This window comes from Acinetobacter sp. ESBL14 (assembly GCF_036668815.1).
GTDB classification, from domain to species: Bacteria; Pseudomonadota; Gammaproteobacteria; order Pseudomonadales; family Moraxellaceae; genus Acinetobacter; species Acinetobacter gyllenbergii.
This window is the reverse complement of the sequence record NZ_JAZEVS010000002.1, coordinates 462,526-478,163: the sequence shown is the minus strand read 5'-3', so window position 1 is coordinate 478,163 and position 15,638 is coordinate 462,526. Positions and strand designations below refer to the sequence as shown.

Annotated in this window: 15 protein-coding genes; 7 read left to right on the top strand and 8 right to left on the bottom strand. The window is 42.9% G+C overall.

Features of this window, described 5'->3' with window-relative positions; genetic code table 11:
• Positions 1–12: 12 nt before the first annotated feature.
• From rplB to V6E90_RS10385, 6 genes are all read right to left on the bottom strand, one after another.
• Positions 13–837 (bottom strand): 50S ribosomal protein L2, encoded by an 825-nt coding sequence (gene rplB / locus V6E90_RS10410; RefSeq protein ID WP_004657675.1) that lies wholly within the window; start codon positions 835–837, stop codon positions 13–15.
• A gap of 11 nt (positions 838–848) precedes the next feature.
• Positions 849–1,169 (bottom strand): 50S ribosomal protein L23, encoded by a 321-nt coding sequence (gene rplW, locus V6E90_RS10405; RefSeq protein WP_004641070.1) that lies wholly within the window; start codon positions 1,167–1,169, stop codon positions 849–851.
• Positions 1,166–1,768: a 50S ribosomal protein L4 gene (gene rplD, locus V6E90_RS10400; RefSeq protein WP_004804113.1), complete on the bottom strand. Its 603-nt coding sequence runs from the start codon at positions 1,766–1,768 to the stop codon at positions 1,166–1,168. The genes rplW and rplD overlap by 4 nt, the downstream gene beginning before the upstream one ends.
• Before the next feature lie 11 nt (positions 1,769–1,779).
• Positions 1,780–2,418 carry a 50S ribosomal protein L3 gene (gene rplC, locus V6E90_RS10395; protein ID WP_004657674.1) on the bottom strand — a complete coding sequence of 213 codons (639 nt, stop codon included), beginning with the start codon at positions 2,416–2,418 and terminating at the stop codon, positions 1,780–1,782.
• A 63-nt stretch (positions 2,419–2,481) separates the two neighbouring features.
• Positions 2,482–2,793 (bottom strand): 30S ribosomal protein S10, encoded by a 312-nt coding sequence (gene rpsJ / locus V6E90_RS10390; protein ID WP_000070912.1) that lies wholly within the window; start codon positions 2,791–2,793, stop codon positions 2,482–2,484.
• Positions 2,794–3,021: 228 nt separating this feature from the next.
• Positions 3,022–3,750 carry a type 1 glutamine amidotransferase gene (locus V6E90_RS10385; RefSeq protein WP_016542834.1) on the bottom strand — a complete coding sequence of 243 codons (729 nt, stop codon included), beginning with the start codon at positions 3,748–3,750 and terminating at the stop codon, positions 3,022–3,024.
• A gap of 167 nt (positions 3,751–3,917) precedes the next feature.
• Between V6E90_RS10385 and V6E90_RS10380 the strand changes: the two genes are divergently transcribed.
• The 6 genes from V6E90_RS10380 to V6E90_RS10355 all read left to right on the top strand — a co-directional run bounded on the left by V6E90_RS10380 (position 3,918) and on the right by V6E90_RS10355 (position 10,501).
• Positions 3,918–5,111 (top strand): PLP-dependent transferase, encoded by a 1,194-nt coding sequence (locus tag V6E90_RS10380; protein ID WP_332605278.1) that lies wholly within the window; start codon positions 3,918–3,920, stop codon positions 5,109–5,111.
• 19 nt (positions 5,112–5,130) lie between these two features.
• On the top strand, positions 5,131–6,678 hold the full coding sequence (locus V6E90_RS10375; RefSeq protein ID WP_023271268.1) for a helicase HerA-like domain-containing protein: 1,548 nt from the start codon (positions 5,131–5,133) through the stop codon (positions 6,676–6,678).
• A gap of 144 nt (positions 6,679–6,822) precedes the next feature.
• On the top strand, positions 6,823–8,034 hold the full coding sequence (gene hmpA / locus V6E90_RS10370; RefSeq protein ID WP_023271267.1) for an NO-inducible flavohemoprotein: 1,212 nt from the start codon (positions 6,823–6,825) through the stop codon (positions 8,032–8,034).
• 79 nt (positions 8,035–8,113) lie between these two features.
• Positions 8,114–8,566, top strand: a complete 453-nt coding sequence (locus V6E90_RS10365) for an RrF2 family transcriptional regulator (RefSeq protein WP_016542830.1) — start codon at positions 8,114–8,116, stop codon at positions 8,564–8,566.
• A gap of 84 nt (positions 8,567–8,650) precedes the next feature.
• Positions 8,651–9,427, top strand: coding sequence for a ribosome biogenesis GTP-binding protein YihA/YsxC (gene yihA, locus V6E90_RS10360; RefSeq protein WP_016542829.1), 777 nt, complete (start codon positions 8,651–8,653; stop codon positions 9,425–9,427).
• Positions 9,428–9,556: 129 nt separating this feature from the next.
• Positions 9,557–10,501, top strand: a complete 945-nt coding sequence (locus V6E90_RS10355) for a metal-dependent hydrolase (protein WP_332605277.1) — start codon at positions 9,557–9,559, stop codon at positions 10,499–10,501.
• 53 nt (positions 10,502–10,554) lie between these two features.
• On the opposite strand, the gene V6E90_RS10350 is transcribed toward V6E90_RS10355, so the two are convergent.
• Together V6E90_RS10350 and V6E90_RS10345 are read right to left on the bottom strand one after the other, a co-directional pair.
• Entirely contained in the window at positions 10,555–11,796 is a 1,242-nt protein-coding gene (locus tag V6E90_RS10350; RefSeq protein ID WP_332605276.1) for a dicarboxylate/amino acid:cation symporter, read from the bottom strand.
• A gap of 127 nt (positions 11,797–11,923) precedes the next feature.
• Positions 11,924–12,796, bottom strand: coding sequence for an acyl-CoA thioesterase (locus tag V6E90_RS10345; protein ID WP_332605275.1), 873 nt, complete (start codon positions 12,794–12,796; stop codon positions 11,924–11,926).
• A gap of 277 nt (positions 12,797–13,073) precedes the next feature.
• On the opposite strand from V6E90_RS10345, the gene plsB reads away from it, so the two are divergent.
• Entirely contained in the window at positions 13,074–15,620 is a 2,547-nt protein-coding gene (plsB, locus tag V6E90_RS10340) for a glycerol-3-phosphate 1-O-acyltransferase PlsB (protein WP_065343278.1), read from the top strand.
• Positions 15,621–15,638 lie beyond the last annotated feature (18 nt).

Genomic DNA, 15,638 nt, shown 5'->3' with positions numbered 1-15,638 from the left:
ATTCAGATTCCCTTACTTGACGCGACGGTCGCGAATAATCATCTTAGTCGTACGCTTATTGGTACGTGTCTTGTACCCTTTAGCTTTTTGACCCCATGGGCTTACAGGTTGAATACCTTTGCTACGCCCTTCACCACCACCATGCGGGTGATCTACTGGGTTCATCGCCATACCACGAACGGTAGGACGAACACCACGCCAGCGCGCAGCACCAGCTTTACCCAATGAACGAAGGTTGCTTTCTTGGTTAGAAACTTCACCAATTACAGCGCGACATTCAACATGGACTTTACGCATTTCACCAGAACGTAAACGAACGATAGCGTAAGAACCATCACGACCCAATAACTGAACTGAAGTACCAGCAGAACGTGCTAATTGAGCACCTTTACCGATTTTAAGTTCAAGGTTATGAAGGGTAGAACCGATTGGCATGTTGCGAAGTGGCAAGCAGTTACCTGGACGAATTGGAGCATCGTTACCAGATTGAACTTTATCACCAGCGCGTAAGCCTTTAGGTGCAATGATGTAACGACGTTCACCGTCAGCATATTTCAATAAAGCAATATGAGCTGTACGGTTAGGATCGTATTCGATGCGCTCTACAGTCGCTGGAATACCATCTTTGTTACGTTTAAAGTCAACAATACGGTAGTTTTGCTTATGACCACCACCCACGTGACGTGTAGTGATGTGACCATTGTTATTACGACCACCAGTACGTTTTTTAGCTTCTACCAACGGTGCATAAGGCGCGCCTTTGTGAAGATGGTCATGAACCACTTTCTCTACAAAGCGACGTCCTGGAGACGTTGGCTTACATTTTTGAATTGGCATAATTCTCGTCCTTATTCCGCTGCGTTTTCAGCGGTATCGCCCAAGTCAGCCATTTCTACATCTTGGCCAGCTTTCAGGGTGACGTATGCTTTTTTCACATCAGAACGACGTCCTAATGTTTTACCAAAGCGTTTTGTTTTACCTTTAGTGATCGTTGTATTGATTTTTACAACTTCAACACCAAAGAGTTGCTCAACTGCTTTTTTGATTTCAAGTTTGTTTGCATTTAATGCAACTTTGAACACTTGAACACCAGCAGTATCACCTAAAACTTGTGCTTTTTCTGAGAATACTGGTCCTAATAGGACTTGATAGATACGTTCGTTGTTCATCCGAGTTCTACCTCAATTTTCTTAGCAGCAGCTACAGACATTACAACTTTATCAAATGCGATCAAGCTAACAGGATCAATAGCAGTAGCATCAACCACATCAACGTGTGGAAGGTTGCGAGCTGCGAGATACAAGTTCTCATCTACAGCATCTGTAATGATCAATGCGCGAGTTGCATTCAAGTCTGTAAGTTTTGCAAGCAAGTCTTTAGTTTTTGGAGCTGCAACAGCAAACTCTTCAACTAATACAAGACGATCTTGGCGAACAAGTTCAGCTAAGATACATTGCATTGCACCGCGATACATCTTACGGTTTACTTTTTGAGACCAATCTTGTGGGCGAGCAGCAAAAGTTTTACCACCACCAACCCAGATCGGGCTACGAATAGAACCCGCACGAGCGCGACCAGTACCTTTTTGACGGAATGGCTTTTTACCACCGCCAGAAACATCTGCACGTGATTTGTGAGCACGAGTACCTTGACGACCACCAGCTAAGTAAGCTGTAACAACTTGGTGTACAAGAGCTTCGTTAAATTCACGTCCGAAAGCAACTTCAGACAATTCAACAGCAGAGCCGGAAACAGTTTTTAAATTCACAGTATTTCCCCTCAGGCCTTGATGGTAGGACGTACGATAACGTCACCGCCAGTTGAACCAGGAATAGCACCCTTAACAACTAAAACAGAACGTTCAGCGTCAATAGATACGATTTCAAGACCTTGAACTGTTACGCGTTCGTCACCTAAGTGACCAGCCATTTTCTTGCCTTTGAACACGCGACCAGGAGTCTGGTTTTGACCTGTAGAACCTAATACACGGTGAGATACAGAGTTACCATGAGTAGCATCTTGCGTACGGAAATTCCAACGCTTAACACCACCTTGGAAGCCTTTACCTTTTGATTGACCAGTTACGTCAACAATTTGACCAACTGTGAACAAATCAACACCGATAGAAGCACCAACTTCACGGCCTTCAAGCTCAGCTTCAGTAACACGGAACTCTTTAACTAAACGACCAGCAGCAACACCCGCTTTCGCGAAGTGACCTTTCTGAGCGTTAGTTACGCGCGATTCGCGACGTTCACCAGTAGTTACTTGAATTGCTTGATAACCATCAGTTTCAAGTGTTTTGATTTGCGTAATGCGGTTTGGATCGACTTCGATAACTGTAACAGGTACAGATACACCAGCATCTGTAAAGACGCGAGTCATACCACATTTGCGACCGACTAAACCAATAGCCATGTGCATAAACCTCTAATAAAGCGGCCTAATTAACTTATAAATTAAGCTAATTAACCGAAAGCCTTAACCCAAAGCGATCTGAACATCTACACCAGCAGCAAGATCTAACTTCATCAATGCATCAACAGTTTTATCTGTTGGTTGAACGATGTCGATCAAACGTTTATAAGTGCGGATTTCATACTGGTCACGAGCGTCTTTGTTGACGTGTGGTGAAGTAAGAACGTTGAAGCGTTCGATGCGAGTAGGCATCGGGATTGGACCACACACTTGTGCGCCAGTACGCTTAGCGGTTTCTACGATCTCTTGAGCAGATTGATCAATCAGACGATGATCAAAAGACTTCAAACGGATACGAATTCTCTGGTTAGACATACCAGTAAACTCCAAGCCAAATATATAAAGAATCACCCATGACGCACCTCACCTTTTGGTAAGTGTCAAGGGCAGTGAAAATCACTATGGTCGTGATCGATGCCACGACTGTAATGCGTTGACTACTTTCTTCGTAGTGAACGCCCTCCATTTGAGGGTCGCCCATTATAACGATTGTTTAAGTCTTATGCAATTCTTCTTTTCTTTTTTTAATAAAATTCCTGTTTACTAAGCGCTCACCACATAATCAATTGCCTGATTGAGCAAACGATTTCCTTGTTCAAATTTACTCTTTAAGGTTCTTTTTAATTCGGACATCGGCTGGACGTACTCTCCCTTGAATACTGCCATATCCTCTTCATTTTCAATCAGCAGGGCTAGTGCATGCGGTGTCATTTCAGGATGAAATTGAAATCCTAAAACATTACGTCCAATTTGATACATCTGATTCCGACATACCTTATTCTCAGCCAAACGAATCCCACCTTTCGGGATTTCAAAGGTCTCACTATGCCATTGTAAAATATTTAACTGCTCTGGGATCTGAAAATACTCTTCGGGTACATGCGAAGCACGCCCAACATCCATCCACCCCAACTCCTGATACTGATTGCGACTCACAGCAGCCCCCAAGGCATTGGCAATCAACTGTCCACCTAAACATAGACCAATCGCAGGTTTTCCAGCAGCCAGATAACGGCGTAACCATCTTTTTTCCAGCCTTAACCAAGGATAATTTGCCTCATCATTGACACTCATAGTACCCCCCATAATGATCAGTAGATCAACCTCATCTACACGTGGTAGGGCTTCTAATTCCAAGGGCAAATCAACAGGCAAGGCAAAAAACTCCGTTGCGGTAATTTTTGCTTTGTGTGCTTTCAAATAATCATAGCAACTGCCAAAACCTTCACCAGCAATATGCTGAAAATAATGTACTCTTAAATGCGACTTCATGCGCTAAAACCTATTATCGTTAGAATGATACTTAGTCTTAGCAAAAATAAAGCCAGTTTTGACCAATGACTTTAATCTGTACCGATTCTGTACAAAAACAGCAAAGCGCTAGCAGCTTTCGCGCTTTTCTCTTAACCTAACTTATTATATTGATTTGATTTTGCCCTATGACAACACACAATAAAGCACAGACCAATCTGATTCATGCACCACGACAAGCCCCTCAATATATTGAAACCATCCAACCTCCCTTATTTCGTGCATCGACGATTATTTTTAAAAGCACAGCGCACCTTTTTGATCGCCATTGGAGCGATGCTTACGATTATAGCTATGGCACGCATGGTACGCCGACCACCTTTACCTTAGGCGATAATATTGCCCAAATTGAAGGCGGCCGTTATTGCCTGCTTGCACCAAGCGGCTTATCTGCGATTAATCTCGTGAATAGTGCACTTTTAAGCTCTGGTGATGAGGTCTGGGTCGCCGATAATATTTATGGTCCCAATCTGGAACACTTAAACAATCTACAAGATCGCTATGGCATTACCGTTAAAATTTATAATCCAATTGATGCCAACAGCTTTCAGCCCACTGAAAAAGCCAAACTGATCTGGCTCGAAGCAGCAGGCTCGGTCACGCTAGAATTCCCTGATCTCAAGAATTTGGTTAAAAAAGCCCAGCAAGCCAACGTACTCACTGCACTGGATAACACCTGGGGTGCTGGCTTGGCGTTTAATGCCTTTGATTTTTCAGATGAACATTTGGCCGTCGACATCACGGTACATGCACTCACCAAATACCCAAGCGGTGGTGGTGATATCCTCATGGGGTCAGTGGTGACCCGCGAGCAAGCCTTACATCACAAATTGTTCCGTATGCATGCGATTCAAGGCATTGCAATTTCAGGTGATGATGCGGCGCAGATTCAACGTAGTTTGGCGCATATGTCTTTACGTTATGAGCAACAAGCACAAAGCGCCCTGACCTTACTCGACTGGCTCAAACAACAACCTCAATTTAACCAAGTTCTGCATCCAAGCGATCCTGATGCAGCAGGTCATTCATTTTGGTCAGAAATTTGTAGCACAGGAAAAAGTGCAGGCTTAGTCAGCGTTATTTTCAAACCTGAATATGATCTCAATGCGGTTCGCAAATTCTGCGATAGTCTTAACCTGTTTAAACTGGGCTTTAGTTGGGGTGGTCCCGTCAGCTTGGTCATGCTGTATGACCTCAAACAAATGCGTGCACTGGAAAATACACATTTACAACAAGGTTTATTGGTTCGCTTCTGTATAGGACTAGAACATCCAGAAGATTTAATTCAAGATATCCAAAACGGATTAAAACAGCTCGATTGAGATTAAAAACAGGTGAAGAATGAGTACGCCAATCGTTATTGCTAAAAAAACCACAGATACAACACAAGAGATTGTTTTACATTCTAAATTTGCCAACCGACACGGCTTGATTGCCGGTGCAACTGGAACAGGTAAAACCGTCACCCTCAAAGTGATGGCCGAGAGTTTTTCCCGTATTGGTGTACCTGTGTTTCTTGCCGATGCCAAAGGTGATGTTTCCAGTTTGGCCAAAGCTGGTAGCAGTAATCCAAAATTTGATGAGCGCCTAAAAAGCTTACAACTGGATGCGGTTCCTTTTGCCGCATCCCCTGTTATTTTCTGGGATTTATTTGGGCAACAAGGCCACCCGATTCGTACCACCATTTCGGAAATTGGCCCATTATTATTAGCACAAATGCTGAATCTGAATGACACCCAAGAAGGTGTGCTATCAGCCGTGTTTCGTGTTGCCGATGATCAAGGTCTGCTCCTGATTGACTTTAAAGACCTAAAAGCAATGCTGACTTATGTCAGTGAAAATGCTGCCAGTCTCAAGGCTGAATACGGCAATCTTTCTCCTGCCAGTCTGGGTGCAATACAACGTAACTTGCTGGCATTAGGTGATCAAGGTGGCGAACAGTTTTTTGGCGAACCAAGCCTGAATATTCTCGATTTCATCCAAACTGACAGCAATGGTCATGGCTATATCAATATCCTAGCCGCTGATAAGTTAATGAACACACCAAAGCTTTATGCAACCTTCCTGCTCTGGATGATGTCTGAACTATTTGAACAGTTGCCTGAAGTCGGCGATATGGACAAGCCAAAATTGGTATTCTTCTTCGATGAAGCCCATTTACTGTTTGATAATGCTAGTCCCGCTTTGCAACAAAAAATTGAGCAAGTGGTACGCTTGATCCGTTCTAAAGGCGTGGGGATTTATTTCATTACCCAAAACCCTCTGGATTTACCCGAAAGCGTATTAGGGCAATTGGGGAACCGTGTGCAACATGCCTTACGTGCATTTACTCCTAAAGATCAAAAGGCAGTCAAAACCGCAGCAGATACTTTCCGTGCCAATCCTGAGTTTAAAGTCGATCAAGCGATTACCGAACTTGCCGTCGGTGAAGCATTGATTAGTTGCCTAGATGAACAAGGAACACCTCAAATCGTGGAACGTGGTTGGGTAATGCCCCCTTACTCTTCCTTTACCCCAATCACCCCTGAAGAGCGCCAAGTCATTATTGGGCAAAGTATTGTCGCAGGCGTCTATGACCAAGCGGTGGATCGGGACAGTGCCTATGAAATGCTGCAGAAAAAAGTACTGCAACAGTCTCAGCAAAAACAAGCCGATGAGTTAGCCAAACAACAAACAAAAGAGCAAGATGCATTGGCCAAGCAACAAGCCAAAGAGCAAGAACGCTTCGCCCGTGAGCAGCAAAAAGCCGCAGAAAAATCCCAACGTGATCGCGAAAAACTCACCCAAGATATCGTCGGAACCTTTGCCAAAAGCGCAGCACGTAGCTTAGGTGGCAGCACAGGACAGAAAATTGTCCGCGGCTTATTGGGTTCACTCTTCGGGAAATAATAAAAGTATAACGAATTGTAAATTAAGGGATAATCAATTATCCCTTAATTTTTTTATGGCTTTTATTTAAATATGCATTGCAAATATACCTTATAAGATGTATTTTAAATACATCTTATAAACAATCGCCAAGAGAGATCACTTATGACTCCGCAGCAAATTGACCTAGTAAAAGCCACTGTTCCTGTTCTACGTGAAAATGGCGTTGCACTGACTGGATACTTTTATAACCGTATGTTGGGCAATCATCCCGATTTAAAAGAAACCTTTAATATGGGACATCAACGCAGTGGTGCACAGGCGCAGGCCTTAGCAGGTGCTGTGTTGGCTTATGCAGAAAACATTGAAGATCCATCGGTACTTCTACCTGTAGTCGAAATGATTGCACATAAACACGTGAGCTTGAATATTCAATCTCCTGATTACGGCATTGTTGGTGAAAACCTCTTACACTCAATTAGTGAAGTACTCAGCATCTCGATGGAAGACCCTTTGATCGCAGCATGGGCTGCGGCTTATGGTCAATTGGCTGATTTATTCATTAGCACCGAAAAAGCGATTTATGATCAACATCAACAAACACAAGGCAGTTGGTTAGGCTGGCGTAATTTTAAAATTGCCAAAAAAGTCGTGGAAAGCGATGAAATCACCTCTTTCTATTTAGCACCTATTGATGGTGGCGCCTTGCCGCACTATGAAGCAGGTCAGTACATCTCAGTCCGCGTGTTTGTCCCTGAACTCAACTTAAGACAACCGCGTCAGTACACCCTATCAACCAGTCCGCAAGCTGACTATTTACGTATCTCAGTGAAACGTGAAGATGAAAAAGGTGAACTTGCAGGTGGCTGGGTGTCTAGCACCTTACATGGTTTAGCTGAAGGCTCAGAAATTGAAGTATCTGCACCAACAGGTAATTTCTATCTCATCGATAGCAGCAAGCGCAATGTCTTTATCAGTGGTGGTGTCGGTCTCACCCCAATGATTGCAATGTTGAACCAATTGGTGACTTTAGATATGCCGCAACCCGTGAATTTCATTCATGCTTGTCGTAGCAGCCAAGTGCATGCCATGAAGAAACATATTGAAGAAGTAAAAATCAAATACCCACGTTTGAGTACCTTCACAGCCTATGAATTCCCACATACAGAAGATGTCTTAGGTCAAGATTATGATGCTGCTGGTCGTCTTGATTTAAGCACGATGGATGCAGCCTTATTGCCAAGTAATGCTGACTATTATTTATGTGGTCCAATGCCGTTTATGGCAGCACAACATCAGGCGCTGGTTGCTCGAGGTATTCCTGCTGCCAATATTCACAGCGAAGCCTTTGGTACAGGTGGTGTGAAACTCAGCTAATTCACGCTACGTTTTGCACAGGGCTAGTCTATGTTAGACTGGCCCTTTCTATTTTAAGCAATCAATTGAGTGAAATCCCATGCAACTCAATAAATTTACTGATTATGCACTCAGGATTCTGATGTATGTTGCTCGCCCGAGTGATGTACCGTACACGATTGCAGATATCGCCGAAGACTTGCATGTGTCGCAAAATCACTTGGTTAAAGTGGTGCACTTCATGGGTAAACAACACTGGATTGTTACCATTCGTGGTAAAGGCGGTGGTTTGCGCTTAAATCCAGAAGCCAAGAATTTGAAACTCGGCGAAATTGTTCGAACCTTACAAGGTAATCATCAAATTGTTGAGTGCAATACTCCTCCTTGCGTCCTGCGAGCCAACTGCGGACTGAAAGGTATTTTGGATCAAGCACTTGAATGTTTTTATCAAAGCCTAGATCAATATACACTCGGCGAAGTGGTTCAACAGGGTATTATTCCCTCTTCCACACGCTCAAGCATCGACTTTTTAGAGCTTATTCAGAAAGCTTAAAGATCATGTACAGATGAGGATTCGCACGAACGCCTCACATCCTTTATAATGGTCGTTGCTATTCCTATTCAAAAGTAAGCTTCTATGCGTCGTAGTGAAAAATCGAAAGACACCAAAGCCAAACTCGCACCGAAACAAAAAATCAGTTATGAAAAAAAGGCTGACCCTGCAATCACTGAATATGCAGTACAGTCTTTGACATGGTTACGCCAAGCTGAATTTTTGATGAGTGCGCCGAAACTGGCTTTATGCGTAGAAGATACCGGTTATGAAATCGCATTTGCAGGCCGTTCCAATGCAGGTAAGTCAAGTGCAATCAATACATTAACTAATCAAAAGCAATTGGCACGTGCCTCTAAAAAACCTGGTCGTACTCAAATGATCAACTTTTTTAGCTTGGGCAATCCAGATCAACGCTTGGTCGATTTACCAGGTTATGGTTATGCAGCGGTTCCTGAAGCCATGAAAATCGTCTGGCAGAAAGAACTGGAAAACTATTTAATTCATCGTAAGAGTTTACAAGGCTTAGTGCTGTTAATGGATATTCGTCATCCTTTACAACACTTTGATTTGATGATGTTGGAATGGGCACATTCACGCCATTTGTTTGTGCATATCCTGCTCACCAAAGCGGATAAGCTCAATCGTGGCCCAGCCAACAAAGTGTTGCTCGAAGTCAAACAGCAATTGAAGAAGATGAAACTGGATTTCTCCATCCAATTATTCTCTTCACTCAATCGTATTGGCCTAGAGGAACTTGCCAGTGTAATGGCTGGCCGCCTGAACTTCACTCTGGATCAACCCGTTGAATTTGACCTGAGTCAGATCCCAGAAGCCTCAGAAACCGACATCCAAGAATAAAAAGTGCATTTTATGCAACTTGATGCATAAAATAATTTTTAATTGTCCCGAATTGCTAAACACAAACACTAGGTAGTTTTCATATACTGCTTAGTGTTGGTTCATTGCACTATCGATTAGGACTAAACGATGAAATTACTATCATTTGTGAAGAACAAAGTTCTTGGTTCTTCGATTGACTATAAAATCCTCCCACGCAAAGTAAAGTTTGACTGGGAAAATACGCCAGTGGATTGGATTCCAAACCAACCTTTCGCCAGCTATTTTATTAATGAAATTAACAATATTTTACCTGCTGGTGAGTTTTGGTTTTGCCGTTTATATAACAAAGTCCTTCCAAAAATTACCGATGAAAAATTAAAGCAAGACGTTCAAGCCTTTATTCGCCAAGAAGCAATGCATGCCGTTGCACATACCTCTGCCAATAAAGAATATTTGACGCAGCGTAATATTGATATCCAGCGTAATCTCGACATCATGGATTTCTTATTTACCAAGGTCTTGGCAGACAAGCCCTTCGATAAGGAAATTCCGAAAGTACTCGAACATCAGTGGGATTTATTCCGTCTAGGTGTGATTGCAACTGTTGAACACATGACCTGTGTACTCGGCAAATATGCTCTGTACAACAAGCGTTGGGAAGAACTCGGTGCAGATCCAGAAATGATTGATCTGATTAAATGGCATGGCTCTGAAGAAATTGAACACCGTACCGTTGCATTTGATCTCTATCGTCATTTGGGCGGTGGTTATATCGCACGTTACTACATGAGTGTTGCTGTGATTATTGGTGTACTTGGCCTTTGGGTCGATGGCGCAGCACATATCATGAGTCAAGATCCTCGTTTTGCCGACAAGAAACCAAGTCTGTTTAAACCATGGATCTGGATCGAATGGTCGAAGATCGCATTAAAAGACGCGAAAATCTTGCCGGGCCCTGCATGGTTGGTTGCACAACAAATTGATTACCTGATGCCGTGGTATGACCCGGTCAAAGAAGGCAACACCCAAGACGCTGTGAATTATCTGAACAATTCACCTGCTGCAAAACGCGCTTTACAGCAAGCAGCTTAACTCTTAAATATAAAAAAAGCAGGAATGATTTCCTGCTTTTTTATTTCATCCAATCAACTGGACTCTGCTTCAGCTTTCTTGGCATAACGATCAACCACCACACTGATCATCATATCGCCTTGTACATTGACCACGGTGCGTACTGTATCGAGCACACGATCAATCGGCAATAAAATTGCAATTGCTTCGGCGGGTAAACCCACTGACTGTAGTACCATGATCATGGTGACCATCCCTGCACTTGGAATCCCTGGTGCACCTAAGGATGCAATCATGGCAGTTAAGCAGACAATCAGCTGTTGAGTCAGACTCAAATCTAAACCCATCAAATTGGCAATAAATAAAGCTGCTGCCGCTTCATAGAGTGCCGTACCATCCATATTCAGCTGCGTACCCAATGGAATAACAAAGCCAGCCGTTTGTGGTCGCACCCCCAAATTTTCCTGTGCACATTTCATACTCAATGGCATAGTGGCAGAACTGGAACTGGTGGCAAATGCCGTAACCAAAGCGGTTCTCGCCCCTCTAAAAAAGGTGATTGGATTCATCCGCCCAAAAATCCACAACAAGGCAGGCAATACCACCACACCATGGAAAATGGTCGTCCCTGTCACCACCGCAGCAAACTCAACCAAACGGCTGAGTACAGATAGATCTTCGGTCGCAATCAACTTTGCCAAGAGTGCAAAAATCCCGATCGGCGCAAGTTTCATTACCCAGCCCACTAACATCATCATAATGTCAAAGAATTGCTGACTGATGTTACGCACCAAGGCGAAACGCTCGCCGCCTTTGACCAAAGCCACACCCAGAAATAAGGCAAATACCACCACGGCCAACACATTGCCTTCACTAAAAGCCTTGAATGGATTGATCAATGTATTCTGAATAAAGGTCGTAAAGAAACTTGATGGGGTTAAGGTATCTGGGGTTTGATGGCTATCCATTGCGGCTTGGAATAATTGAATATCCACCCCTTTACCAACTTCAAACAGATGCGCACAGCTAATTCCTAGAATTAAAGCCAAGGTCGTGGTGGTCAAGCAACTTAATGCGGTAATTTTCCAGACCCGACCAAATTGTCCGCCTGCCTGCAAATTAGAAACACCAACCACAATCGAGCTAAAAATCAGTGGGATCAGCAACATTTTCAGCAAACCAATGAAAATGCTACTTAAAATACCCAAGCCATAAAGACTATAGTCAACAAAGATCGTCTGTGGGTAGGCCAGCAATAAAAAACCAAAGGCCACACCGAGTATAGCTGCAATTAAAATTTGTGTATTTAGATTCATTGTGAAGGGATAAAATTTTAACTTAGCCGTACTATGGCATGCTCATGTGGAAGAATCGAGCAATTTTTTGTCACATCCTTATGATAAAAAAAGCCATCAGAATGATGGCTTTAGGGTTGATTCATTTTTACTGGGTTTCGATTTCTCTGAGCCGAATCAAACCTTCTTGCACCGTACTACACACCAACTGTCCATTTTGCCACATACGACCAAAGTTCAGCCCACGTGAACTGGCACTAATGGTCGCTTCCATATCGTAAAGCATCCACTCATCTGCACGCAGTGGGCGATGAAAATAAATGGTATGGTCAATACTGGCACATTGTAAATTCGGTGAAATCCAAGACAGGCCATGTGGACGCAATGCCGTGGTCATCAAGGTAAAGTCTGAATAGAATGCCACAATTGCCTGATGCAGCGAGATTTCATCCAAATCGGCTGGAATTACATCATGGGTCCGAATGTAATGCGCATAAAACGGCGCTTCTGGCTGCGGCTGAAACGGATTAATTAACTGAGTCGGCCTGATTTCCACATGACGTTCACGCATAAAACTGGCACGCACATTTTCAGGCACAAAATTAATCAGGCTTTCTTTTAATTCATTCTCAGATTTTAATGTGTCTGGCTCAGGGTATTCAGGTTCTTTATGTTGATAATTCAGCCCTTCTTCCGGATTGGCAAAAGAGACTATCGCCGAGAAAATAGTACGACCATGTTGGATCGCCCGAACTTGACGACTGGCAAAACTTTTACCATCTCTTAAAGGATCAACTTCATAAATGATCGGTGCATTCACATCACCGCCATACAAGAAATAAGCATGTAAAGAATGTGCAGGACGATCTGTGGTATATGACGCTGCTCTTAATGCTTGTCCAAGCACTTGCCCACCGAACACTCGCTTGCCTACCAAATTGCGGCTATTGCCTCGGAAAATATGCTCTTCTAACTTTTCCAGAGTCAGCAGTTCTACCAATTCTTGAGTTAACGCATTCATGTAATAGCCTTCCAACATCAATGAGGAGAGATCAACCAATCCATTCAGGGTTGATAATTTTGATTGTGCCACAAATTCAAATGACAATGGTCAGGATAAAATGATTCATCCGTCACGTTAATTGTATTTATACCCGCTAAAAATACGATTTTTAACGATAAAATCTACCAAATACGCTATATTTTGTCAGAAAATAACATATCGTTTCATGTAAGAATATCGCAGAATGTCGGGTTCATCATGACTCGATGTCAGGATTATTATTTAGGAGTTTGTAATGTCCAAGACTGGATTTGGTCAAATGTATCGCCAACTTTCGAGTAAGTTACTTGACCTTGTGGTAACGCCACATGTTCTTGGTGAAGTTCCTACAGAATCCACCACAGCAGAGCCAAATACAACTGAATCAAATAAGTTGGTCTGCTACGTATTACAAAATTATTCACGTAGTAATGCATTGGTGGTGGATGGTGAAACCCGTCGTCTAAATTTAAAACCAGCCCTAGATCCTTTGAGTTTTGGTACATATCAAGAAAAAAACTCGGTTCTGTTTTTACACCACAACGAAAATAATATTTTTAATACCCAGACTTTCCCGCCGCGCCTTTTACAATTGGTAGAAGCGCTTGAACAACAACCTGATGTTGATATTCAACTGGTTCCAGTAACAGTACTCTGGGGTCGCTCACCAGATAAAGAAGATTCTTGGTTCAAATTATTATTCTCAGATACTTGGGCAACACCAGGTACCGTCAAACAATTGATGAATATCGGCTTACATGGTCGTCAGTCTTTTTTAGAATTTCATGAGCCACAATCTTTACGTGAGTTGGTAGATTATGCCAAGAGCAATCACCCCAATGTGTCGCCAGCCACCTATATTGCCAGCTCTTTAGATACCTATTTAGACCAGCAACGTGAAGTCGTGCTTGGTCCTGACCTATCAGACCGCCGTAATGTGATGCAATCGGTGGTCAAGTCAGCTGAGGTACAAGATGCCATTCGTCGTGAAAGTATTCAGCATAAAATCAGTATGCTTGAAGCTGAACGCCGCGCCATTGGTTATGTCAATGAAATCGTCTCGGACTACTCAGCTTCAGCAGTCCGTTTTGCCGACATGGCCTTAACCCGATTATGGACGCAACTCTATGACGGCGTAGAAGTACATAATTTCAGTACCGTACGTGAGTTGGCTAAAGATTACGAGATTGTCTACACCCCTTGCCACCGTAGCCATATCGACTACTTATTATTGTCTTATGTGATTTATAAGCGTGGTTTGATGATTCCTTATATCGCTGCGGGTGATAACCTTAATCTACCATTTGTAGGTCAATTATTACGAGGTGGTGGCGCCTTCTTTATTCGCCGTTCTTTCCGTGGCAATGCACTTTACACCTCTGTATTTAAAGAATATTTACATAGCATCCTATCGCGCAACACCCCGATTGAATACTTTATTGAAGGGGGCCGCTCTCGTACAGGTCGTTTATTGCCGCCCAAAACGGGGATGTTGGCCATGACCATTCAGGGTCATCTACGCGCCCCAGCCAAACCGATCGTGTTTGTTCCAACCTATATTGGTTATGAACGTCTGATGGAAGGCTCAACCTATGTCGGTGAAATGCAAGGCAAACCGAAAGAAGCCGAGTCGATTTTTGGGATTGTAAAAACCTTACGGAAGATTGAACGTATTTTCGGCAAAGTACACGTGAACTTTGGTGAACCTGTGTTCCTAAATGATATTTTGAAGCAACAAGGTGCTGAAAATATTCAAACCGAGACCGCAAGTACCACTGAGATTTCTAACGTTGTGGCAAGTTCAGCCAATCTGATTCTAGAAAACATCAACCGCGCTGTGGTGATTAACCCAGTGTCCTTGCTTTCCTTGATTTTATTGGCGACCCCAAAACACACCTTAGATGAAGAAATTTGCGCCAAGCAACTGGATATCTATCGCGATTTGGCGACTCAACAACCCTATGATGAACGCACTCAAGTTACGTCATTGTCGGGTAAAGAAATCATTGCTTATGGTCTCAAGCTTAAGTTAATCAAACGTGTACAGCATGTGTTAGGCGATATTATTGCGATTGAAGATAATCAAGCAGTACTGCTGACCTACTTCCGTAACAATATTTTGCATGCCTTTGTATTACCTTCATTGGTGGCTTCGCTAGTTGAGCACAATGGTAAAATTCATAAGGCTGATTTAAGTAACGTGATTCGTACCTTATATCCGTTCTTAAAAGCTGAATTATTCATGAAATGGGAAGCTGCCGAATTGCAAAAGCAAATTGATAGTTATATCAATGCTTTGGTTCAGATTGGTATTATTTTCCAAGATCATGAAGACAACCTGTTCAGCCCAACGCCAAACAGTGAAGAACACCAAAAACTTGTGACCTTGGCGATGCCAGTGAAACAGAGTTTAGAGCGTTACTACATGACCCTTGCACTGATTACTCAACGTGGTTCAGGCAATATTTCAACTAAGCAAGTGGAAGAGTTGAGTCATTTATTGGGGCAACGCCTATCCGTCCTGTATGAATTCAACTCACCTGAGTTCTTCGATAAAGCCTTATTCCAAAGTTTTATTAAAGTCCTGACGCAACAGAATTATATTCGTAACAATGAGCAAGGTTTCATTGAATACGATGATAATTTCAGTGAGATGGCCGCAGGTGCACAGTTGGTCTTAGATGAGACGACGCTACAAATGTTGCAGCACATCACTACATTTAGCGATGAAGAACTGGCTGAAGCATTAGAGGCTATGGCATCTCAACAAGCCAAACGTCGCTTAAAACGCAAGAAAGCTTAAATACAAAAAAAGGCAACT